At 46.2% G+C, this 23534-nt stretch carries 18 protein-coding genes; 6 read left to right on the top strand and 12 right to left on the bottom strand.

Annotated elements, in window-relative coordinates; genetic code table 11:
* Positions 1–3: 3 nt before the first annotated feature.
* Positions 4–1923 carry a molecular chaperone DnaK gene (dnaK, locus tag AEA42_RS05180; RefSeq protein ID WP_011625422.1) on the bottom strand — a complete coding sequence of 640 codons (1920 nt, stop codon included), beginning with the start codon at positions 1921–1923 and terminating at the stop codon, positions 4–6.
* A gap of 285 nt (positions 1924–2208) precedes the next feature.
* Here dnaK and AEA42_RS05175 point away from each other — a divergent pair, with 285 nt between their 5' ends.
* The 3 genes from AEA42_RS05175 (at position 2209) to AEA42_RS05165 (ending at position 4152) form a co-directional block, all read left to right on the top strand.
* A complete protein-coding gene (locus AEA42_RS05175) occupies positions 2209–3129 on the top strand; it encodes a DMT family transporter (RefSeq protein ID WP_055647157.1) in 921 nt (306 codons plus the stop codon).
* 133 nt (positions 3130–3262) lie between these two features.
* Complete coding sequence (ybaK, locus tag AEA42_RS05170) at positions 3263–3739, top strand: Cys-tRNA(Pro) deacylase (RefSeq protein ID WP_055647156.1); 477 nt, start codon at positions 3263–3265, stop codon at positions 3737–3739.
* 110 nt (positions 3740–3849) lie between these two features.
* Positions 3850–4152 carry a hypothetical protein gene (locus AEA42_RS05165; RefSeq protein ID WP_037414983.1) on the top strand — a complete coding sequence of 101 codons (303 nt, stop codon included), beginning with the start codon at positions 3850–3852 and terminating at the stop codon, positions 4150–4152.
* A gap of 58 nt (positions 4153–4210) precedes the next feature.
* Here AEA42_RS05165 and AEA42_RS05160 read toward each other — a convergent pair whose 3' ends face one another.
* The 5 genes from AEA42_RS05160 to AEA42_RS05140 all read right to left on the bottom strand — a co-directional run bounded on the left by AEA42_RS05160 (position 4211) and on the right by AEA42_RS05140 (position 13144).
* Positions 4211–5488: a glutamate-5-semialdehyde dehydrogenase gene (locus AEA42_RS05160; RefSeq protein ID WP_055647155.1), complete on the bottom strand. Its 1278-nt coding sequence runs from the start codon at positions 5486–5488 to the stop codon at positions 4211–4213.
* Between the two features lie 12 nt (positions 5489–5500).
* Entirely contained in the window at positions 5501–6619 is a 1119-nt protein-coding gene (gene proB, locus AEA42_RS05155) for a glutamate 5-kinase (RefSeq protein ID WP_037414989.1), read from the bottom strand.
* 177 nt (positions 6620–6796) lie between these two features.
* A complete protein-coding gene (locus AEA42_RS05150; RefSeq protein ID WP_037414991.1) occupies positions 6797–8086 on the bottom strand; it encodes an NCS2 family permease in 1290 nt (429 codons plus the stop codon).
* A 409-nt stretch (positions 8087–8495) separates the two neighbouring features.
* Positions 8496–10685: a TonB-dependent siderophore receptor gene (locus tag AEA42_RS05145; protein ID WP_055647154.1), complete on the bottom strand. Its 2190-nt coding sequence runs from the start codon at positions 10683–10685 to the stop codon at positions 8496–8498.
* Positions 10686–11605: 920 nt separating this feature from the next.
* On the bottom strand, positions 11606–13144 hold the full coding sequence (locus tag AEA42_RS05140; RefSeq protein WP_055647153.1) for a peptidase M17: 1539 nt from the start codon (positions 13142–13144) through the stop codon (positions 11606–11608).
* A gap of 218 nt (positions 13145–13362) precedes the next feature.
* On the opposite strand from AEA42_RS05140, the gene AEA42_RS05135 reads away from it, so the two are divergent.
* From AEA42_RS05135 to AEA42_RS05125, 3 genes are all read left to right on the top strand, one after another.
* Positions 13363–14823, top strand: a complete 1461-nt coding sequence (locus AEA42_RS05135) for an aminoacyl-histidine dipeptidase (protein WP_047533941.1) — start codon at positions 13363–13365, stop codon at positions 14821–14823.
* A 183-nt stretch (positions 14824–15006) separates the two neighbouring features.
* Positions 15007–15561: a cache domain-containing protein gene (locus AEA42_RS05130; RefSeq protein WP_047533938.1), complete on the top strand. Its 555-nt coding sequence runs from the start codon at positions 15007–15009 to the stop codon at positions 15559–15561.
* 63 nt (positions 15562–15624) lie between these two features.
* The gene (locus tag AEA42_RS05125) at positions 15625–17271 is read left to right on the top strand and encodes a methyl-accepting chemotaxis protein (RefSeq protein WP_055647152.1); all 1647 of its coding nucleotides are present in this window, start codon (positions 15625–15627) and stop codon (positions 17269–17271) included.
* A gap of 30 nt (positions 17272–17301) precedes the next feature.
* Here the strand turns inward: AEA42_RS05125 and dinB are convergent, their stop codons facing one another.
* The 6 genes from dinB to AEA42_RS05095 all read right to left on the bottom strand — a co-directional run bounded on the left by dinB (position 17302) and on the right by AEA42_RS05095 (position 23473).
* On the bottom strand, positions 17302–18375 hold the full coding sequence (gene dinB, locus AEA42_RS05120) for a DNA polymerase IV (protein WP_047533933.1): 1074 nt from the start codon (positions 18373–18375) through the stop codon (positions 17302–17304).
* A 174-nt stretch (positions 18376–18549) separates the two neighbouring features.
* Complete coding sequence (locus tag AEA42_RS05115) at positions 18550–20553, bottom strand: methyl-accepting chemotaxis protein (protein WP_055647151.1); 2004 nt, start codon at positions 20551–20553, stop codon at positions 18550–18552.
* A gap of 299 nt (positions 20554–20852) precedes the next feature.
* Positions 20853–21320, bottom strand: a complete 468-nt coding sequence (gene bfr, locus AEA42_RS05110) for a bacterioferritin (RefSeq protein WP_055647150.1) — start codon at positions 21318–21320, stop codon at positions 20853–20855.
* 9 nt (positions 21321–21329) lie between these two features.
* Positions 21330–21803 carry a bacterioferritin gene (gene bfr, locus AEA42_RS05105; RefSeq protein WP_011621736.1) on the bottom strand — a complete coding sequence of 158 codons (474 nt, stop codon included), beginning with the start codon at positions 21801–21803 and terminating at the stop codon, positions 21330–21332.
* Between the two features lie 375 nt (positions 21804–22178).
* Positions 22179–22403, bottom strand: a complete 225-nt coding sequence (nqrM, locus tag AEA42_RS05100) for a (Na+)-NQR maturation NqrM (protein ID WP_007645837.1) — start codon at positions 22401–22403, stop codon at positions 22179–22181.
* 11 nt (positions 22404–22414) lie between these two features.
* The gene (locus tag AEA42_RS05095) at positions 22415–23473 is read right to left on the bottom strand and encodes an FAD:protein FMN transferase (protein ID WP_055647167.1); all 1059 of its coding nucleotides are present in this window, start codon (positions 23471–23473) and stop codon (positions 22415–22417) included.
* Positions 23474–23534: the final 61 nt, after the last annotated feature.

Below are 23534 nucleotides of genomic sequence, written 5' to 3'. Positions count from 1 at the left end.
ATGTTATTTCTTGTCGTCTTTCACTTCTTCAAATTCAGCATCGACAACGTCATCGGCAGTCGCGTTAGACTGTTTAGCAGCACCTTCTTGTGCGCCGCCTTGAGTTTGAGCTTTAGCCTGAGCAATTTCCATCAGCTTAGCAGACGCTTCGATTAGCTCTTGAGTCGCTTTTTCAATGGCTTCTTTGTCGTTGCCTTTAGTTGCAACTTCAACTGCGCTCATTGCCGCTTCAATCTTAGCTTTGTCGTCTGCTGGCAGTGCATCACCCGCTTCTTCAACTTGTTTCTTAGTTGCGTGAACTAAGCCGTCAGCTTGGTTGCGAGATTGCACTAACTCTTCAAACTTCTTGTCTTCTTCAGCGTGTGCTTCAGCGTCACGTACCATTTGCGCCACTTCTTCTTCGCTTAAGCCTGAAGAAGCTTTGATGGTGATGTTTTGTTTCTTACCGGTTTTCTTGTCGGTGGCAGAAACATGCAAAATACCGTCAGCGTCGATATCGAACATCACTTCGATTTGTGGCATGCCACGTGGTGCAGGCTCAATACCGTCAAGGTTGAACTGACCTAATGACTTGTTCGCGCTCGCTTGCTTACGCTCACCTTGCAGTACGTGAATGGTTACTGCACTTTGGTTGTCATCGGCTGTTGAGAACACTTGCTGTGCCTTAGTCGGAATAGTGGTGTTTTTCTCAATCAGCTTGGTCATTACGCTGCCCATGGTTTCGATACCCAGAGACAGTGGTGTTACGTCTAACAGTAGAACGTCTTTCACGTCGCCTGACAGTACGCCCGCTTGAATCGCAGCACCTACGGCTACGGCTTCGTCTGGGTTTACGTCTTTACGAGGTTCTTTACCGAAGAAGTTAGAAACCGCTTCTTGAACCTTAGGCATACGGGTTTGACCGCCCACTAAAATCACTTCGTTAATGTCTGATACTGATAAGTCAGCGTCAGCCAGTGCCACTTTTAATGGCTCTAAAGTACGAATGATTAAGTCTTCAACCAGTGACTCTAACTTAGCACGGGTGATTTTCACCACTAAGTGCTTAGGACCTGTTGCATCGGCAGTGATGTATGGCAGGTTCACTTCAGTTTGGTTGGTGCTTGAAAGCTCAATCTTCGCCTTTTCAGCTGCTTCTTTCAGACGTTGCATTGCTAATGGATCTTTACGCAGATCTAAGCCTTGCTCTTTCTTGAATTCGTCAGCTAAGTAGTTGATTAAACGGTTGTCAAAGTCTTCACCACCTAAGTGGGTGTCACCGTTAGTCGCTAATACTTCGAAGGTTTGGTCGCCGTCGTTGCTGTCGATTTCGATGATAGAGATATCGAATGTACCACCACCTAAGTCGTACACTGCAACGATGTTGTCGCCTTGCTTCTTGTCGATACCGTAAGCTAGTGCTGCAGCTGTTGGTTCGTTGATAATACGTTTAACTTCAAGACCTGCGATGCGGCCCGCATCTTTAGTGGCTTGACGTTGTGAATCGTTAAAGTATGCAGGAACGGTGATTACCGCTTCTGTCACTTCTTCACCTAAGAAGTCTTCTGCTGTTTTCTTCATCTTTTTCAAGATTTCAGCAGAAACTTGTGGTGGAGCCATTTTGTTGCCACGTGATTCAACCCAAGCATCACCGTTGTCGGCTTGGATAATTTTGAATGGCATGATGTTCACGTCACGTTGAACTTCGTCATCTTTGAAGCGACGACCGATCAAACGCTTGATCGCGAAGAATGTGTTATTTGGGTTAGTTACAGCTTGGCGTTTTGCTGGCTGACCCACGATGGTCTCATCATCGGTATAAGCGATGATAGACGGGGTTGTGCGATCGCCTTCAGCATTCTCTAATACGCGTGCTTTGCCACCATCGAGGACAGCTACACAAGAGTTTGTTGTGCCTAAGTCGATACCAATAATTTTACCCATGAGGTCCTCCGAAAAATTTCTGTCTAACTAAATTTATAAGTTGGTTTTGATATGGGGCCGGACGGTTTTTTTTCAAGTCCACTGTTGGCCACCTTCTCTGCCTTAACACCTATATTGGGACAGGGAATTTAATTACAAGGGCCGATAAAAAATTTTTCTGATTTATCTTTTCAAAGGGCACGACTGTATAAAATATTCAAAACCACAAAATCCGCTTGCTTATCAGCAATAGCTGTTATTCAATCTGCGCACATTGAGTGATGTTTAAGCGCATAGGGTAATAGTGTGAAATCTTCAAATTTGGCGTATGTGTACGGCATGGCCGCGGTATTCCTCTGGTCGACGGTGGCAACCGCCTTTAAGATTGCCCTCGGATTTTATAGCCCGTTGCAACTGGTGTTTGTGGCGGTACTCACCTCAATCGTCGCCCTAGGTGCCATTCTCGCTTGGCAGAAAAAACTGCCACTCCTTAAAACGCAGCTCCTGCGTCGCCCGGCGTTTTATCTGGTTACCGGGCTGATTAATCCGTTTCTGTATTATGTAGTGCTGTTTAAAGCCTATTCACTATTACCCGCCCAGCAGGCACTGTCACTCAACTACACTTGGGCGGTATTACTGCCGCTGTTAGCCGCGCCGCTGCTGAAACAACATTTGCGTAAGAGCGATATGATTGCGGCACTGATTGCCTACTCAGGGGTTTTTATTATCGCCACCGGCGGCGATGTCAGCGGTTTTCGCTTCGACAGTCCACTCGGGATTGGGCTTGCATTAACCAGCACTTTGCTCTGGTGCCTATATTGGATTGTGAACACTAAAGATCAAGGTGACCCAGTGGTCAGCCTGCTATTAAGCTTTTTGATTGGTTTGCCCTTTATTACCGTGACACTGCTACTGACCGATACCCTGCCCAGCTTTAGTTTGAGCGCCGTGATGGCGGGAATGTATGTTGGCTTATTTGAGATGGGCATTACCTTCGTGCTCTGGTTAATGGCACTAAAAACCGCGACTCGCACGGCCAATATCAGTACCTTAGTATTTTTATCACCCGTGATGTCGATTGGCTTTATTGCCTGGATTTTGCAAGAGACTATCGCCGCCGCGACTTATATCGGGTTAGGTTTTATTCTGAGTGGCATGATGTTGCAGCAGTTATTCCCACGCTATCTGGAGCGCAAAACCAAGCTCAATGCCAAGCTTGCAGATTGAATAAGGCGTATCTCTCGGGCATAAGCAATTTATGCCCGAGCTAACATTTTAATGCCGCAGAAAGGGCTACTATGGCGGACTTTTATTGCCCCTAGACTGTTATTGCAGCTAATTGGGGCGCGAGGACGAGAGCATGACACCAGCCGTACAAATGGCAAAGAAAGCCAAAATTCCCTTTGAAATCTTAGAATACAGCCACGACCCACACTGCGCCGCCTACGGCGAAGAAGCCGCCAATGTGTTAGGGCTCGCCCCCGCGCAGGTATTTAAAACCTTACTGGTTGCGACTGATAAAGCCCATCCACCACTGGCCGTCGCTCTGGTGCCCGTTGACCATCAACTCAATTTAAAAGCCGTCGCTAAATGTTTAGGCCAGAAGAAACTGCAAATGGCCGATGCGGATTTAGCGCAAAAGTCTTCCGGCTATTTGGTTGGAGGGATCAGCCCGTTAGCGCAAAAGAAGCAACTGCCAACGCTGATTGATGAAACTGCGAAGCAATTTGACAAAATCTATGTCAGTGCTGGTCGCCGTGGGCTTGAGATATGTCTCGCAGCAAATGACTTAGCGAAGTTGTGCCGCGGAACATTTGCCGATATTAAAACCCTATAACTTAAACTCGGTCTAGAAAATTCTTTTACACACTATCCATAAAATCATTGAAAAGCCCCCCTTAACCGTCTATAAATTAAACAATCGGTTAAGTGACTAAGGATAGTCATATGGAAAAATCAACCCATTGGAATCAAGAAGATGGCATAACCCCTATCGGTTGGGTTGCCATGCTTGTGTGTATCGCCCTTTTTATCTACGAGCATTTTTGGGGGAATGGTTTTACCACCATGGTGGTGATGCTCTATTGCAGTTTTTTACTTCCGTCGGTATTACTGACTCGCAAAGTGCAAGAGAAGTATTTTCTCTATACCTTGGAATATATCCGGCCCTTTCGAAAATTCACCACAGTGATGTCAATCGCTTTTGTATGTTTATGGCTGATTGCCACCTATACCCCACTTATCCACTAAGATAAAGATTTACCACTAAAAAGCCGCTTTTCAGCGGCTTTTTAGTGTACCAATCAGGCTATGAACGACTCGTATAATCGCCCCACGCTAACCACTTATAGGTGGTTAGCGCCTCAAGCCCCATTGGGCCACGGGCATGGAGCTTTTGCGTGCTCACTGCCACCTCGGCACCTAGGCCAAATTGGCCACCATCGGTAAAGCGGGTACTGGCATTTACATACACAGCGGCCGAATTAACCTCATTCATAAAATACGTTGCAGCATGGATATCATCGGTCAGAATCGCCTCTGAGTGCCCACTGGAATAGGTACGGATATGGGCAATTGCTGCATCAATATCACTTACCACTTTAATGCCTAAGGTCAAAGATAACCATTCGGTCGCAAAGCTTTGCTCCGTTGCCGGGGAAATATCAAAACCCAGCCCATCAAGCAGTGCATAGCTTTGTTCGCACACCGAAAAACGCACACCTAAACGGTGTAAATACTCGGCAATTTGTGGCACAAAGCGCTCGGCAACCGCGTTATCCACCAGCAAGGTATCCAGAGCGTTGCATACCGTTGGGCGCTGCACTTTTGCGTTGGCAATCACCTCAAGAGCCCGCTCAAGATCGGCATGTTTATCGACATACAGATGGCAGATCCCAATGCCACCTAAAATCACCGGAATTGTAGCTTGCTCGGCACAAAGGCGCTGTAATGCTTGCCCGCCACGGGGGATTATCATATCGACATATTGGTCGAGCTTAAGTAGCCCTGTGACTAAGGCTCTATCGGGAGAATCAATCAATTGCACCGCATCGACAGGCAGACCTTGGCTTGCAATCGCTCCACGGATCACTTCACTAATCAGTTTGTTGGATTCGAGGGTCTCTTTTCCGCCACGTAAAATCACCGCATTACCGGTTTTAAGTGCCAACACCGCAATATCGACCGTCACATTCGGCCGTGCCTCATAGATAACCCCAATCACCCCAAGCGGTACGCGGCGGCGCGTGAGCCTTAAGCCATTGTCCAACACTCGGCTACCGAACTCTTCGCCAACGGGATCGGCAAGGCGAACCACATCACTGATGTCACCGATAATCCCCGCCAGGCGCGACTCGGTTAGTAATAGACGGTCGATCATCGCATCACTCAAGCCATCAGCCTTTGCGGCTACAACGTCTTTGGCGTTCGCCGCAAGAATAGCCTGAGTGTTCTGCGTCAGGGCCTCGGCAATCGCCTCGAGTAAATCCGCTTTCTGTGCGGCGCTAAGATTTGCTAAGGCATAGCTGGCTTGCTTAGCTTGACTACCCAGTTGTTGTAAATATTGCGCTTGATTAGTTTGACTCAAAACAGACCTCGCTTATAAGACGACCATGTCGTTGCGGTGCACTATTGCGTCACCATAATCGTAACCGAGTACAGACTCGATTTCGTCGGAATGTTTACCTGCAATTAACCCTAAGGCCTCACCACAGTAACGGGTTATGCCTCTGGCAATGATTTTGCCTTTTTGGTCAACCAATTGCAGGGTTGCCCCGCGTTCAAATTCCCCTTTAACGCCAATAATGCCCTTCGATAACAGGCTGCGACCTTTTTCGGTCACGGCTTTAACGGCGCCCGCATCGAGCACCAGTGAACCTTGGGCGGCGGGTCCCGCTAAAATCCACTGTTTACGGCTCTCTAACGGATTTTCGATCGCACTAAAATGGGTGCCAATGGATTCTTTAGCGACCACCTTTTTAATCACATCAGGATGATGGCCCGAGGCAATGACCACTTCAATCCCCGCACGACGAGCGATATCGGCTGCTTCGAGCTTAGTCGACATCCCCCCGGTGCCTAAGCCCGACACCGAACCACCCGCTAACAGGCGCAAACTGTCATCAATTTTCTCAACCTGCGAAATCAGTTTGGCATTGGGATTGGTGCGTGGATCGGCATCGAATAAGCCCTTTTGATCCGTCAACAAAATCAACAGATCAGCATCACACAGCAATGCTGCGCGCGCTGACAAGTTGTCGTTGTCACCCACTTTGATTTCGTTAGTTGCAACCGCATCATTTTCATTGATGATGGGGATAATATTGTGTGCCAGCAAGGCATTAAGCGTATCGCGGGCATTCAAATAGCGCTCTCTATCGTGTAGGTCTGCACGGGTCAACAGCAATTGGCCCACATGTAAACCGTAGATGCTAAAGAGTTGCGCCCAAGCGAGAATAAGCTGACTCTGCCCGACAGCGGCTAATAACTGTTTGTTAGCCATAGTGTCGGGCAATACCGGGTATTGGAGATGTTCGCGTCCTGCGGCAATTGCCCCAGAAGTACATAATACGACTTCGACCCCTGATCTCATCAGTGCGGCCATTTGACGAGCAAGCTCAACCATATGGGCTTTATCTAGCTGTTTACTGCCAGAGGTCAGCACACTCGTCCCCAACTTCACCACCACGCGGCGATACGCTATCTCACTTAAGTTCATTATTCATTTGTAGAAAATAACCGTACAATCCTTATACCTAATCCGCTAGATAATTGGTAGTCAGAGGGCTGGATGCGGGTAGAAATTTTCAATTCTGCTTGGGATCGCGCATTAAAAAGGGCCATCGATTAGATGACCCTCAAAAAATATCCCTTAAACGGCAACTCGTTCTAAGTATCAGCCGTAAATAAATTTCGCAATAAACATCGCCGCGAGCACAAGCACACCGATATTTAAATCGCTAAACCGACCCGTTAACAGTTTGATGGCCGCATAGGAAATAATTCCCAGTGCAATCCCCGTCGCAATCGAGAAGGTCAGCGGCATCAGGATACACACCACGACTACAGGCGCAGCCTCAGTTAAGTCTTCCCATTCAACGTGAACCAACCCTGACATCATCAGAATAGCCACATAAAACAGCGTACCTGCCGTGGCATAGGCGGGGATCATCCCTGCTAAAGGCGATAAAAATAATGCCAAGATAAACAGCAAACCAACCACCACCGCCGTTAAGCCAGTTCGACCGCCCGCACTCACCCCAGCAGTACTTTCGATATAACTGGTGGTGGTAGAAGTCCCCAAAGCTGCTCCCGCAATCGTCGCTAAACTGTCAGCGGTTAAGGCACGATTTAATCGAGGTAAACGGCCCTTTTCATCGAGAAAGCCACCACGCTGTGCAACCGCAACCAAGGTGCCTGAAGTATCAAACAAATCCACAAATAAGAAGGCAAACACCACTGAGAGCATCGTTACTTCAAACACTTGGGATAAATCCATCGCCATAAACGTGGGCGCAATTGAAGGCGGCATAGAGACGATGCCGTTGTAATGCACATCGCCAAACACCAATCCAAGCCCAGTAATGATCAGGATACTTAAAATCACCGCTGACTTCATGCCACGCTGCACCATAGCAATAATCAGGAAGAAACCTAATACAGCCATCACCGCCGGAAACGCAGTAATATCGCCCATGGTCACTAAGGTTGCAGGGCTTGCCACTACAATGCCTGCACTCTTAAGGCCGATCAGCGCTAAGAACAGACCAATACCCGCAGCAATACCAATACGCAGCGACATAGGAATACTGTTAACAATCCACTCGCGAATACGCACTAAAGATAGGATTAGAAAGCAGATCCCCGATAAGAAAACCGCACCGAGTGCCGTTTCCCAGCTGTAGCCCATCTCACCCACCACAGTGTAGGTAAAAAAGGCATTGAGTCCCATACCTGGGGCGAGCGCGATAGGATAATTCGCCATCAGACCCATCACGATACAACCTACGGCCGCAGCTAAACAGGTAGCCACAAACACGGCGCCATGATCCATACCCGCATCGGCTAACATCATGGGATTCACAAAAATGATGTAGGCCATCGTCATAAATGTTGTCAAACCTGCTATCGCTTCCTGCTTGAGGCTCGTTTGATTTTGTTTCAGTTTGAACAGCTTTTCTAACATGGAACTGGGTTCCTTTTATTTTTAAGTAGGTAGGGTCTAAAAATGTAAACACTATGTAGCAGTGTTTTTCGCAGGGGATTATAGGGAGTTTGTGCTGGTCAGGCCAGAAAATTGATAGGGATTTTATTGATAGAAATCGCTAAACAGAACAAAAAACCACCGCACTTAATTTACATTAAAGTTCACTGTAAATAGGGGTTAGCATACCAGTCTTAATCTAGGAAAAATTCAAACGTCGTTCAGGATTAACAGCGCATTGTTTTTAAAGCGAAATAATCACAAAACAGTACAATGGTTTTCCCATACAGGCATATTAGGCTGCATCTGCGCAGCCTATGGGATCGAAGTCGATAGCAAAAAGCCAGCGCCCTTAAGGGCATCGGCTTTTTGAGTTCAACGGGAAAAATGCTTAAAAGCGATAGTTAAAGCTGACGGTAAAGTTACGTGGAGCACCGTAGTGATACACACTGTAAGCTTCTGGTAAATAACTAGAGGTTGACATATAAGCGTAATATTTCTCATCCAGCAAATTCTCTACGTTAAACTGCAAATCCATGTTTTCAGCCAGATCGTAGCGCGCCATTAGATTCACCAAAGAATAGGCATCCTGCGTGATAGTGACATTGCCACCTGTAGAATAACTGTCGCTTTGCCAATTCACTCCACCACCAATGGTTAACTCTGGCAATAAATCCACAAATTGATAGGTAGTAAACAGTTTAAATTGCTTACGTGGACTGGTTGTATCCAACTTATTTCCTTCAGCATCTTCGGCTTTAAATTGTGAATAGCCAGCTGAAATATTCCAACCGTCGATAAACTCCCCAACCACTTCTAACTCGAAGCCCTTACTTTCCGTACCTTGGATAGCATAGTATGCGGTCGTTTGGCCGTTGGCGATTTGCTCTTCAGTCGGTACAAAGTCCGGGTCTTGTTTACCAAAGTTATCCTGATCGATTTTAAACAATGCTAACGATGTGTGCAGACGGTCATCTAAATACGCACTTTTTAAACCAATCTCATATGCTTTCCCCTCTAATGGGTCAAGATAATCACCACTTGCATCCTGTTTATTCTGCGGATTAAAAATCCCGGTATAACTGGCGTAAATACGATGCGCGTCATTGATATCGTACAAGGTGCCAACATAGGGCACAAACACGCCATCATCACCAAAGTTAGTATCGGTACCATAGCTCACGCCTTCACGGTTCCAGCTTGAAATACGTCCACCGGCAATCAGTTTAAAATCATCGGTAATGGTCAAGCGGGTCGCCGCGTAGAAACCTTTTTGCTCGGTATCCATATTCAGTTGACGGTTCGCATTGCTCGACCATTCAGGCTCAGCAAACTGATTTTGTTGCCATTTGTAGAAGTTATCGACCACTTGTGAGTCCCAACCCGTCATATTGTCACGGATAGGCTCATAGGTATCAGCGTAGGATTTTTGCTTACTATACAAAGCCCCCGTCACAAACTCATGGGTTTGACCAAAGAGGTCATAGTCGCCCTTAAGCTGCACATCAAAGTTATTCGAGTTACTTTCACCATGGCTGTGATAACGCTGACCACTAAGCCCCGCCCCCGTGTCTTTATCGAGTAAACCCGACATGTAAATCATCTTAGTGGTGGTTTCATATTCCATGCGGTTGTAGTTGGCCACCACTTGCCAGCCATTGCTAAAGTAATGATTTAGGTTAGCAAAGTAGTTAATGTTTTTAGTTTCCCAGCGGCTCCAATCGGCGGCTGTAGTGGTCGATGTATCCCAATCTGTGGCAGAACCATCGCTAAAGACGGCGGGCAATGCGCCCCACATCGCCCCTTTCGGATCGTTGTGGTTATAGCTACCACCGACACGCAGTAAAGTGTTGGCGGTGATATCGCTATCGACAACACCATAGAGAATGGTTTTACGGTCTTGATATAGATCTTGATAGGAATCGCTATTCACATACTTAGCGACCAAACGGCCACGCACACTACCGTCTTCATTCAGACCATTAGACACATCCGCGGTGACTTGTTTTTTATCCCAACTTCCAGTGGCGACATCCACATAACCTTTAAGATCAGAACTGTCAGCATGCTTACGCACTAAGTTAATCGAGGCGGAAGGATCGCCAGCGCCAGTTAATAATCCGGTAGCGCCACGAACGACTTCAACGCGCTCGTAGATAGACACATCTGATACCGTTTCGCCAGCATCGCCGCCTAAACTCCAAGATAAAGGCACGCCATCAATTTGATAGTTTTGCACGGTAAAACCGCGAGCCGAAAAACCGTTACGCACATTGTCGGTTTTTGAAGATGATAAACCCACAGTGTTGTTGACCACATCGACCACAGTATTTAACGCCTGATCTTCAATTCGATCTGCCGTCATGATGCTGACCGACTGAGGCGTTTCTCGTAATGTGAGTCCTAGACCTGTCGCGGTATCAATATTGCGACTCACAGTGTATTTACCCATCACTGTGATTTTTTCGATATTTTGATCTTGTGCCTCTGTTTTAGAAGAGGTTTGTTCTTCGGCCATCAATGCCAAAGGATTCAAGGCTAGTGTGACCGCAGCCGCCAGAGGAAGTAGATTAAAACGCATAGTCGTTCAGCAAGTTTCGTCAAGGTGCGCATACGGTAACACCATTGAGAACGATTTGCATTTGTATTTTATGTGACAAATGTAACAAATTCATCATTCTTAAGTCGTACAAAAAGATGAATAGATTAATGACAAGGTTTTATGTTTTAAAAACAACTAATTAAATTAACTATTGCGAAGAGTAGTCATCGCAAGATGGCCGCAAAAAATTTTACGTTTATGGGAAGGAATGAGAGGCATTGCGTCATAACGACAGAAAAAGCTTAAAAAAAAGCCTGCTCAATGAGCAGGCAAGACATGTTTCAAGCGTCCCTTTCGGGGAAGTACATTACCGCGCTAGCGGGAAAAACCTGGCATACCCATGCAAAAACACCGATATGCTACTTGAGTCTAAACACGCCCAAAAAAGGCGATACAAAGGTTGATGGATGATGGAAACTAGATTTAAAGGGATAGTTAGCCCTTAAAGCTCATAGCGAATAAACCGCCACGCAAAACATCAGTGTTAAACCAAGTATTTTGCCAATAAAAATGGTTGTTGCCTGTATAAGACATAGTCAATTACTCCTAAGTAAAGTTGAGATTAAGTACTCTAGTAAAGCTTGGCTCGGTTCCTTGGAACTAGAGATTCTCAAATCCGTTGAGACGACTTGTCACTCGGGTCCTTGGAGAAGGGTATCCATCCTGGATAGACTAGAGGGGAAAGGCTTAATGCCCTGTCCACGAAAACTATTATATGTTTTCGTAGTTTTATTACAAGCTTTTTTTGTATTTATTTTGATTAAGGCTTTTTAATGTAATTAAATTACACAAACTATCAAAAATATTGGCGACCTGCATCACATAAAAACAGAAATAACCCTGTAACCACCTAATAAATAAGATATTACAGAATTATTTCTATTTGTTACGTTATTTCGTTAACGATTGATCAGATATTGATACAAACTAACCAAGGGGCTGGCAGTGGGTTTACCGTAGAGCGGATCGCCCTCAGTTGCACTGCCAGCAATATCTAAGTGTGTATAAGCTAAAGGAATAGCGGCATTAACACTGTGTTCAAACAGACCTGACGCCTTAAGTAGAAAGGCTGTAGGATATTGATGTCCGCGGGCAGTTACTGAAGACGGCGCATTGTTTGAAGATAAAATATCAGCCGCCCCAGACACTTCGCGGATCTTGGCAAAATCCTCACGGCGTAATGTGGAAACCTCAAAGGGTTCGCCCCAGTGGCTCGCTTGTGACGCAAGTGTCTGCGCGCACTGTGCACCACTGGCGACCGCGTTTTCAACCGCTGCGGGATAATTACCGTAGCAGCGCACCACATGTCCCGTGAGCGTCGCAACCGAAAACAGCTCAGGCTTAACAGCCGTTACTGCTTTGATCCGTAGATGGCTTAACAGGTCTGCCAATACTAAGCGCCCTTCCGCATCCGTATTACCAATGCGTACCCGCACGCCCGCATGGCTGGTGATAATTTCGTCGGTGACAAACGCTTCGCTGCCAATGCTATTACGCACTAAACCCAGTTCGGCAATTACGCGGATCCCTTTAGGCTTGAGCATAGACAAGGTTTTAAATAACCCAGCCACTGCAGAGGCGCCGCCTTTATCGCGGCTCATGCCGGCCATTGCGCCGCCGACTTTCAGATCGGCACCGCCCGTATCGTAGACCACGCCTTTGCCAGCAAATAAGAAAGTACGAGTAATCTCACCTTCGGGCAGATATTCGAGTTTCACCACCCGCGGTTGATGACGGCCAACCGCAAAGGAAGAGCGCGCCACCGCACTTAATAGTGGATAATCTCGCTCGAGAATATCCCTATCTTCCACCACTGCAGTTTTAATCACACTGTCTTTAAAGGCTTGCAAACAATATTCGGCAAAGGCCTTCGCCGACATACGCTCAGGCTCAGTACCACATAAATCTCTTGCCAACACACGGCCAGCTTCTAATGCGTTGAGCAATTGACTCTTTTCAGATGATAACGACAATAAACCTATCGCTTCAAAGGCCGGCGTTAAACCTGTCGCCTCACGTAACTCTAAGGTTTGCCATAATTCTTGACCACAGGCCAACGCCGCGACTTCGGTCGCAAAACCAAACTTAGGGGTTGCTGAAGGAACAACATAAAGCAGCGGACGCTTAGCCCCCGCGTCTTTGGCGATAGCAATCGCGGCTCTTGCCGCATCGCCATAAATACGCACATCGGCATAATCATCAGTCACTTGAGTGACGGGCGCTATGATTAAACGGCCACCGGCTAAACCGGGGGCAAACAGTAACGTCGGGCTCTTACCAACCCGCTTATCGACCTTAGCACCTTGCTCGGCCAACAAACTGATCTCATCAATTCCGATAGAAACGAGATCCGGTGTGACCACCACAACCACATCCCAACCTTCGCCATCAAAAATGGCATTTTCTGCTTGTACATCAATAAAGTTAACTTGAAACATGACCCATCCTTTTTCATTATTGTGCCAGCATTATTCCCGCTATAACGCTTAATTACCAATCAAAAAATCGCTTTGACACTATCGAAAATACAGAGGGTGGCAACTTTCGCTGCCACAAACGCACACGGAGTTATCGAGATGATTAATCGCCCGAGCAGAATGTGTTAGGATTAGCGCAAATTTGCCCCATACCCACAAGACCTGATGAGGGACCTTCTGTGACAGCGCTAAGTCAGTTATACCCACAGCCTTTATGGCAATGGTTCGAACAAATCTGTGCGATTCCCCACCCTTCCAAACATGAACAAGCACTCAGCCAACACATCCAAGCCTGGGCTAAGAGCAAACAACTCGATGTAGTAGAAGATGCCGTCGGCAATTTAATCATTCGCAAACCCGCAACTGCGGGAATGGAAGATCGTAAAGTCGTTGTGATCCAAGCCCATATCGATATGGTGCCGCAAAAAAATGCCGACAAAGTGCATGACTTTACCAAAGATCCTATCGAAGCCTATGTTGACGGTGACTGGGTAAAAGCCAAAGGCACAACCTTAGGCGCCGACAATGGCATTGGTATGGCATCGGCCTTAGCGATTTTAGGCTCAGATGACATCAAGCACGGTCCACTCGAAGTACTGCTCACCATTGACGAAGAAGCCGGTATGACAGGCGCCTTTGGCCTGCAAGCAGGTATGCTTGATGCCGAGATCCTGATCAACACCGACTCAGAGCAAGAAGGTGAGATCTACATGGGCTGCGCTGGCGGTGTCGATGCTCAGATCACTTTGCCTATGGTATGGCAAGCGTCGGAGCAAAGTTATGCATCATTTAGCCTGCATTTATCGGGCTTAAAAGGTGGTCACTCTGGGGTCAACATCCATTTGGGTCGTGGCAACGCCAACAAGATTTTGGCGCGCTTCCTGTTCGAAAATGCCGATGAATTAGCCCTAGAGTTAACCCAATTTACCGGTGGTTCACTGCGTAATGCTATCCCACGCGAAGCCAATATCAGCTTTATGTTACCTGCTGAAAATGTCGATGCACTGAATGAAAAAGTGCGTGCTTTTGAAGCCTTAGTCCGCGCCGAACTGGCCATTGCCGACCCAGATATGCGCTTAGTATTGAGCGAAATCCCAACGCCAAAACGCGTGATGAGCGAAAACAGCCAAAATACCCTTATCGACTTATTGCATGTTTGCCCTAACGGGGTAATGCGCATGAGTGATGAAGTAACTGGCGTAACCGAAACCTCACTCAACGTTGGTGTGATCAGCACTAACGATGAAGAAGTCAGCATTCTTTGCTTAATTCGCTCGCTCATCGATTCTGGCCGTAGCCAAGTTGAAGGCATGCTTACTGCGTTAACCAACTTAGCGGGTGCAGATATTGAACTCAGCGGCGCTTACCCGGGTTGGAAGCCAGACAATACTTCGCCGGTGATGGCAATTGTGCGTGAGACCTATGAGTCAATCTACAATAAAGAACCGGTTATTATGGTGATCCACGCGGGCCTTGAATGTGGTCTGTTTAAAAAGCCCTATCCAGAAATGGACATGGTGTCGATTGGCCCGACCATCCGTTATCCGCACGGCCCAGATGAAATGGTCAATATCGCCACCGTTGGTCAGTACTGGGATCTACTATTAGCCGTGCTAGAGCGCATTCCCGCTAAGGCCTAAGTAAACTCTCCTCAGACTCAACCGCGCATAGTATGCGCGGTTTTTTATTGTTTTTTCAGATAGAAATAAGGTGTTAATTCCCATCAACAATTTTGATTCTCTACTATAGTTGTTTAGCAACCCCATAAAACTAGTGGCATTTAGCTACATCTTTATAAACTTGCTAGCTTAAGGAAAGAGATCATGAAACTAGGAAAAATTGTTTCTGCCGCCCTATTAGTTTTCATCAGTCACATGAGTTTTGCCGAAGAAGTGCCGCAAGAAGTCATAGATTTAACAAACACCTTAATGCCATTAGGAAGAGAGCCTGTACTTGTTACAGCAGTAAAAGCACAAAATGCTCAGGGAAAAAGTTTAGATTCCATCAAAGAACTCGACCAAAAGTGGATAGCCACTGAAGGTATCGATCCCTTTATGTCATCATTGATGAGTAATGATGCAGCCAAATTCTTAACAACCTTCGAAGCAAGTAAGCCTTATTACCAAGAAATTTTCCTAATGGATAATCAAGGGGCTAACGTCGCTATGACAGCTAAAACCTCTGACTATTGGCAGGGTGATGAAGATAAGTGGCAAAAATCCTTCGCAAATGGAAAAGGGGACAAACATATTGGCCCCGTTAAATTTGATACCAGCTCACAAGCCTATTTAGTGCAAATATCTATCCCTGTTATGGATGGTGACACTGCCATTGGCGCAATAACGATAGGGATTAACCTTGATGAATTTGGCAAGTAAGTACTAACGGCAACATTGATTTTAATACGCTACTCATCCTAGCTGATCTCAAGGAAATCATATATGCGTTGGTATAAGGATCTATCAATAAACCAAAAACTTATCTACCCGAGTCTACTACTTGCTGGGGTCGTTATTTTTGCATCTTTCACAGGGATTGTGGGCCTAAAAGCACTAAAACAAAGTGCAGATAAACTGGCATTAGAATATTTACCTAGTCAATCCCTGCTGCTACAAGCGGATAAAGAGTTATACCAAGCGCAAGTGGCAGAAAGAAGTCTAATGTTTGTTAATGTTGGAACAGACTCCTACAACCAACTTTTGAAGCAACACAACCAAAGTATTGAGCTAGTCAACCAACACTTAACACATTTTGCCAAGGTAACAACAAGCCAGCAGGCTCTAAATCAACTCACAGAGTTAACCCAAACCTTTAATGAATGGCAAAAAATAACCAATGAAATTAGTAATCAACGCACTAACAATGGCCGAAATGGTCGCACCACAGCAATAGATTTAAGCTTTGGTCAAGGTGCAACCCTCTTTGATAAGCTCCATGTACAAATCAGTCATCTGACCGATGAGCTAAATAGCCATACAAAGGGTGCCGTAGAACAAGTTGAAGCTGATGCCCTAGAAGGACAAAAACTACAACTTGTCGCCCTTGCAATCAGCATTATTATTTGCGCCATCTATGTCATAGCATTACCTAAATTAATTAGTCGGCCACTCGCTGTTTTATTGGCGAAAATTCATGATATTACCGATGGTGATGGAGACTTAAGAGCAAGGATTAACTTAACCTCCAAGGATGAGCTTGGAGACTTAGCCCGTGCCTTTAATCATTTCCTGGACAATTTGCATAGTATTATTTCGCAGTTTAAAGACTCGACCGCCAGGCTTACGCTATCAGCACAAGGGCTTGCCCACGCCAGCGAAATGGCCAAGCAAACCTTAAGGACACAGGAAGAAACGACTCGGAAAGTGGCTGATGCAAGCGACCATATTGCAGCCTCTGTGCAAGAGGTTTCAAGCAGCGCTAACCATGCAGCAGAGGCGGCTAAACAGGCTGACAACTTTACCGCCACAGGCCAAGAAAAAGTACAAAACACCATAGCTGTTATCCGACAACTCGCCCAAGATGTTAGCCAAGCAGAAAACCAAATTAACAAGCTAGAGCTCGAAGGGCAGCACATAGGAAAAGTACTTGAAGTGATTCAAGCTATCGCCGAACAAACCAATTTACTTGCCCTAAATGCTGCTATTGAAGCCGCTCGTGCAGGAGAACAAGGCCGAGGTTTTGCCGTCGTGGCCGATGAAGTGCGCTCTCTCGCCTCCAAAACCCATCAATCAACGGAGGAAATAAAACTGATGATAGCGAATGTCCAAAATGGCACTCAAAGTGCCGTTGCAGCTATCAATATCGGTAATCAAAAAGCGATTGCTAGTGTGGAAGCCGCCAGCAATGCTGGAGAAGCTTTGGCTCATATTGCGGAAATGGTGAGCGAAATCAGCGAAATGAATAATCAAATCGCGCTTGCCGCGAAAGCACAGTCAATAATGGAAAACGAAAGCCATCACAATATTCAGCATATTGCAGAGCAATCAGAAGAGAGTCGACATACAACAGACGAAATCCATGCTGCAAGTATCCAACTTTCAACCATGGCCAATGAACTAACAGCCTTAGTCAGCCGCTTTAAGTTATAGCGATTGATAACGTGTAAGGGATGAGATTGATTAAATTGATAACGCGAGTTGGGTTTGCAATGGATCAACCTTCGCAATCGGTGATTTATCAGTAAGTCCCACAGCCACGCCGAGTAGCCGAATCCCCCTCCCTTCTTGCCTTGTCATTGCCTGGGATAATAATTCGTAAAACATCATCACAGACACATCATTACTGCGATGTTCAATGGTTGTTTGTTTAAAGTCACTGAATTTAAGCTTCACCACCTGCTTATGGATTTGTCGATCCTTGGCACTACGACTTAGGCGAGTTGATAACTCTTGTATTAATCCAGGCATCACTTGCTGGCACTGCTCGAGGGTATAAATATCCTGCGCCAACGTAGTTTCAACGCCGACAGATTTACGCTCGCGACTCACTGATAACCCACGCTCATCAATCCCATGGGATCTTTCAATTAATACGGCACCAAATTTGCCAAAACGAGTAATAAGGTCTTGTTTTGGATAAGTTTGTATATCTCCGCAAGTATTTAACCCCAAAGAGGAAAGTTTTTCTGCGGTGACTTTCCCCACACCGGGGATCTTGCGTAGGGATAAGGTTTTAATGAACTCAGGAACCTTGTCGGGCGAAATAACATACAAACCATTAGGTTTATTTAAGTCAGAGGCCACCTTGGCGAGGAATTTAACAGGAGCAACGCCAGCCGAAGCAGTAAGCCCTGTTTCGGCCAAAATATCATGGCGAATCGCTTCAGCAATCAGAGTTGCAGAGCCCTTAAACAGCTTGCAATCGCTAACATCTAAGTAGGCTTCATCGAGGGAGAGGGGTTCAATCAATTCAGTGTATCGAGAGAAGATAGCGCGAATTTGTTGCGATATATCCTTATAGACCTGCATTCGACCGGGGACAAGAATTAAGTCTGGGCACAGTTTAAGCGCATAAGCCGTTGCCATAGCGGAGCGCACACCAAATCGGCGCGCTTCGTAATTACAGGTGCTGATAACCCCTCGCCGCTCACGGCTCCCACCAACGGCTAACGGTTTACCACGGTATTCGGGAAAGTCTCGCATTTCCACCGCAGCAAAGTAGCAATCCATATCAACATGAATGATTTTTCGCACTAAAGGTTCCTCCAACACCCAAAATACTGTATATAAAAACAGTAATCAAGTATCTAGGACATATTTACGCAGTCGCGAAGTTCACCTATCGACTCAAGCATCCTTATCCAAGTATAACATTCCCAAAAAAACCAAAGGAGCGCTAAGGCTCCTTTGGTTTTAAAACAACAGCATTTAAATTTTAAATTGACCAATATTACGTGTCAGTTCTCGAGTTGCTTGCTCAAATCCTTGTAGACTTTGGGAGAGATCTTGGCTTGACAATAGGGATTGATCGGACAAACCACGCACGCTAACCACGTTCTGTGCTACTTCTTCAGCCACAACGGCCTGCTGGCCAATCGCGACGGTAATTTCCACCGTTTGCTGCTGAATCGACACAATCGCACTGGCGATATCACTTAAGGCTTGCTCCACTTGTGTAGTCAAGTCTTGCCCGACTCTTGCCTGCTCAACCCCTGATTCCATCACCTGCTCGGCTTGTAGCGCACTCTGTTGCAGGGTTTGGATAATCCCTTGAATGTTGGCGGTAGAATCTTGGGTACGAGACGCGAGGGTACGCACTTCATCGGCCACCACGGCAAAGCCTCGGCCCTGCTCACCCGCCCGCGCCGCCTCGATGGCCGCATTGAGCGCCAGCAAGTTGGTTTGGTCGGCAATGTTGCGGATCACGCTTAACACTTCGCCAATTTGTTCAGAGCTGCTACGTAACTCCTTGATGACCTTGGCCGCTTCAATCACTTGAACCGATAATGCCTTCATACCTTCGGTCGCACGGGATACAATTTGAGTACCGTCATGGGCTTGAGTTTGTGCCTTTTCGGCAAAATCATTCGCTCGCTGAGCGCTTATCGCCATTTCTTGGCTCGTCTGTGCCATTTGGGTGGCGGCCGTGGCCACCGAATCGATTTGTTGTTTCTGCGATGACACCGAAGATACCGCTAAATCACACACTTGGCGCGCATCCATCACCCCAGTGCCCACCTCTTGGGTTAAGTTACGAGTGTGCAGTAACATCTGCTGCACCTTTTCGGCAAAGCGATTGAAGGCATCACCCAGCTTGCCTAGCTCATCTTCCCGTTCCATTAGAATGCGTTGGGATAAATCGCTATCACCTTCGGCAATGTCTTCCATCGCATCAAGTAACTTGCTGAGCTGGCGTCTAAAGGGCAATAACATCAACCATACTGTGATGCCGACTAAGAGCATAATCCCTAAGGCAACAAAACAGGCATTCCAAAAGGCTTCGGTTACAGGCGCTTCAATCACCTCATGGGGCAACATAAAAGCTAAGTGCCATTTTTGCTTAGGATAATCACCGCCCACAGACACAAAGGTTACCCGCTGCGGTACACCGTTAAAGGTGACTTCGGCAAAGCCCTGCGTCTCGCGCTGCATTTGTTGCCTTAAGGCGGTAAAACCTGAGGTGTCCTTAAACTGGCTATCGATTTGATTCGCAAGTGAGCCCGGCGGGAATTTATCCGAGAATCCTGGGAAATAAACCAGCTTACCTTCATCAGTCATCAGGAAGGCTTGGCCATAGTTGCGGTATTTGATTGGCGCTAACAGGGTTTTACCAATGGTATCGATGAGAATATCCATACCACCAATCCCGATGAGTTCGCCATTAGCACCATAGACTGGGGTTTTAACCGTGGCTGAAATAGAGCCATCGTTGGCATCGACCGCAGGATCGCCCACAAACAAGCTACGCTGATCGATAGCCTCCTGCCACCAAGGACGCTTGTTAGTGTAATAGTTTGGATCGCCATCGAAACGGCCATTGAGGTCGAAATATTCGAAGGTATTCGCCGAGCCAAAGAATACTGACTTCACATCGCTATCACGGTCGGAGAACGAGCGGAAATAGCGAATAATATCTTGGTACTGTTGATCGTTAGCTAAGTTACTGCCACGGGCATGATATTGGCTAAACCAATGGATAAGCCCAGGCTCGGCAAAAACCGAGTGGATCACTTGCCCTTTAGCAACAAAATAACCACCTATCTCATTGGCCTTGAGAGCCACAAGCGCCGAAATGTCCGCATCCACTTGCTTACGTGTGTTATTACTTTCTTTATTCACGAGCAAGGCGGCAACTAAAGTAAGAAGTACAGCGAGGGCACCGACGATAGTTACCACTAACTGCAAACTAAGAGAACGTTTTATATATCTCATCCATCTTCCCGTCTGGTTAACCAACCACTTAACAAAAAATCCTGCAAAAACAGTTTCACACGGTAACAATTTTTACCAGCCAACAACAGCCGAAATGATGAGAAAAAACGTAAACAAGTATTTGTAAAGAATAGACATTAGCAAAATAACAGGAATCGCTAAACAATCGACATCCATCAGAAGATCCAATTGCGATAGCGATTTTTTACAGAGTGTTAGACTAAATACTCAAAATCCAAAAACAAAGGCCAGTCATTTAGTGACTGGCCTTTGTGCTTAAGCTGCGTAAGCGGGCGTTGTTACATCTTAGTTTGCAGATAATTCGGTAAACCAATTCGGTCAATCAAACCGAGCTGTTTTTCTAACCAATACATATGGTCAGATTCGGTGTCGTCGAGTAACACTTCTAAGATCTCACGGGTTTGATAATCTTTTTTCTGCTCACACAACGCAATCACCTTACGCAAATCATCGGCGACCTTATACTCATAGGCCAAATCGTTACGCAGCATCTCTTCAACGTTTGAACCAATGTTGAGCGCTTCCCGCGCGGCCACATTCGGTACGCCTTCGAGGAATAAAATGCGCTGTACCAGTTTGGCCGCATGGCCCTTTTCATCATCCGACTCATGGGCAATACGTTCATAGAGTTCGTTCAGGCCCCAGTCTTCATACATATGGGCATGCACAAAATACTGATCCATCGCCGATAACTCTCCCGTTAGGAGTCGATTCAACGCGTCGATGACCTCTTTATCACCTTTCATATTCAGCTCCTATGACTCACTAATTTGCGATTGAAGATAGTTTTGAATGCCAGTTAAGCTAATCAGCTCCTGCTGTGACTCGAGCCAATCCAAGTGCTCTTCTTCATCTTCAAGGATATCTTCGAGCAGATCGCGACTCACATAATCCTGCTCCGCCTCGCAAAGGCTAATGGCATCCCGTAACAGTGTGAGTTGTTCTTGCACCATGGCTAAATCGCAATCCAGCATCTCTTGGGTGTGCTCGCCAATACGCAATTTTTCGAGCTGTTGCAGATTCGGTAATCCCTCTAAAAATAATACTCGCTCGATAAGCTTATCGGCGTGTTTCATATCTTGGATGGATTTCTTGTATTCGACGTGATCTAGCTTCTCGAGCCCCCAATGTTTGAACATTCTGGCATGGAGAAAATATTGATTAATGGCCGTTAACTCACAGGTCAGCACCCGATTGAGTTGTCCCACCACTTTAGGATGACCTTTCATAAGTAACTATCCTTGATATGAGTGAAAGATTGATCTAAATCAAGCTTCTAGCCTAGTACAGTTTTCAAGCTAACTCAAATTTTCTTTATTTTTCACGAGCTTAAAGATAAAAAGCATTCTCATTATCGCTTAGATTAGCCAGCTATCCACCTCATATATCAAGGATTAATTTTATGGGTACGCTCAGCAGGTAAGTAAATTCTCTTTCTTGCAGTTATAAAAGGCACTCGTTAACTGATTAGCATAACCCGCGTCACTCGTCCCTTCGTGAGCTTGTGCTTTCCAGAACGAAATCGACGCTCCAAACCTCTGCAGCGCTAAAATCAAGGCAAAAAAATAGCCTCCAGAGGAGGCTATTTCTGTTGAAGCGGATAATTAAATGATCCTGTCTTTCGTTAACTTCTCACGGCGCGCTTCTTCTGCGGCCATACGACGTTTACGCTTGTCGCAGGGATCATCACAATCGCAGGCTTTTTCAATCCCTAATACACCTAAACCGCCACAGCTTCCTTCAACGGCTTTGCGCTTGATGAGATAACCTATCGACATAAGCAAAAAGAACAGTAATAAAATCACAAATGCCGCGATAAAAGTGCTCATGTTAACTCCAACTACTTAAGGAAAGGCTTGAAGGCGTCACTGTAGTAGACTTTAAATCCTTCGCCTTGCTTTTCTATTAGCATTATCGCCAAGTGTTCTTTCTTGGCAAGCTCCAATGACGCTTCTGTGCCTAAAACCATCATCGCCGTCGCAAAACCATCGGCCGTCATACATTCTTTATGCAAAACGGTCACAGATGCTAGCTTATGATTAATCGGCAAACCGGTACGTGGATCAATTATATGAGTAAAACGCTGACCTTCTTCCTCATAATAATTGCGATAATCCCCCGACGTTGCCATCGCCATAGTGCCAGGCTCAATCACCTGCTGCACCGCCATGCCATCATCGGTCGGTTTCTCTATTGCGACGCGCCACGAGCTACCATCGCCTTTAGTACCCTTAATTCTCAGCTCACCACCAATTTCGACTAAGTAACCGCTTGCATGGTACTTATCTAAAATCGAGGCCACTTTGTCCACGCCAAAACCTTTGGCGATTGAAGACAAGTCCACATATAAATGCGCATTGTGCTTGCTTAAGCGATTGCCTTCGATAGAAAGCTCACTGATACCCGTTTTGGCTTTAGCCGCATCGATATCGGCTTGAGTCGGCACTTTGGTTGGGCGCTTATCGGGGCCAAATCCCCATAGGTTCACCAGCGGCCCCAAGGTAATGTCTAAGGCTTTGTCCGTCACGTTATATAAACGCATGCCTTCTTTAACCACTTTAATGGTATCAGGCGACACTTCAACGCTCTGCTCGAGCGGTAACTGATTGAAACGAGACAGTTCTGAATTAGGTCGATAGGTCGACATCTGGTTATTGACTTGCTCGAGTGCTAAGTCAATTTCGGCCTGCAACAGCTGGGCCGTCGGCATTTGCTCATTGGGAACCACTTTAATGTGGTAGGTCGTGCCCATTGTGCTGCCCGCGAGGGAGATAACCTCATCCTGTTTGCTACAGGCTGAAATAAAAAAGGCTAGACCTACAAGGACCAGCCAGCTCACTGAATGCTTTAACACTGAGGTTTTTAACTCGGGGGTTTTTAACGCTAGGGTTTTAAACATAGTGACTAACAACTCTTTTGGATGCCCTTTAATGCAAAAGTTGCAGATGAGAGCTTTACTC

This window comes from Shewanella sp. Sh95 (assembly GCF_001308045.1).
GTDB lineage: Bacteria > Pseudomonadota > Gammaproteobacteria > Enterobacterales > Shewanellaceae > Shewanella > Shewanella xiamenensis.
This window is presented reverse-complemented; position numbering and strand designations above follow the sequence as displayed.

Coding starts and splice junctions, on each gene's coding strand:
- dnaK (WP_011625422.1), bottom strand. CDS start 1,923: ATGGGTAAAATTATTGGTATCGACTTAGGCACAACAAACTCTTGTGTA.
- ybaK (WP_055647156.1), top strand. CDS start 3,263: ATGACACCAGCCGTACAAATGGCAAAGAAAGCCAAAATTCCCTTTGAA.
- AEA42_RS05165 (WP_037414983.1), top strand. CDS start 3,850: ATGGAAAAATCAACCCATTGGAATCAAGAAGATGGCATAACCCCTATC.
- proB (WP_037414989.1), bottom strand. CDS start 6,619: ATGAACTTAAGTGAGATAGCGTATCGCCGCGTGGTGGTGAAGTTGGGG.
- AEA42_RS05150 (WP_037414991.1), bottom strand. CDS start 8,086: ATGTTAGAAAAGCTGTTCAAACTGAAACAAAATCAAACGAGCCTCAAG.
- AEA42_RS05145 (WP_055647154.1), bottom strand. CDS start 10,685: ATGCGTTTTAATCTACTTCCTCTGGCGGCTGCGGTCACACTAGCCTTG.
- AEA42_RS05140 (WP_055647153.1), bottom strand. CDS start 13,144: ATGTTTCAAGTTAACTTTATTGATGTACAAGCAGAAAATGCCATTTTT.
- AEA42_RS05130 (WP_047533938.1), top strand. CDS start 15,007: ATGAAACTAGGAAAAATTGTTTCTGCCGCCCTATTAGTTTTCATCAGT.
- AEA42_RS05125 (WP_055647152.1), top strand. CDS start 15,625: ATGCGTTGGTATAAGGATCTATCAATAAACCAAAAACTTATCTACCCG.
- AEA42_RS05115 (WP_055647151.1), bottom strand. CDS start 20,553: ATGAGATATATAAAACGTTCTCTTAGTTTGCAGTTAGTGGTAACTATC.
- bfr (WP_055647150.1), bottom strand. CDS start 21,320: ATGAAAGGTGATAAAGAGGTCATCGACGCGTTGAATCGACTCCTAACG.
- bfr (WP_011621736.1), bottom strand. CDS start 21,803: ATGAAAGGTCATCCTAAAGTGGTGGGACAACTCAATCGGGTGCTGACC.
- nqrM (WP_007645837.1), bottom strand. CDS start 22,403: ATGAGCACTTTTATCGCGGCATTTGTGATTTTATTACTGTTCTTTTTG.
- AEA42_RS05095 (WP_055647167.1), bottom strand. CDS start 23,473: ATGTTTAAAACCCTAGCGTTAAAAACCCCCGAGTTAAAAACCTCAGTG.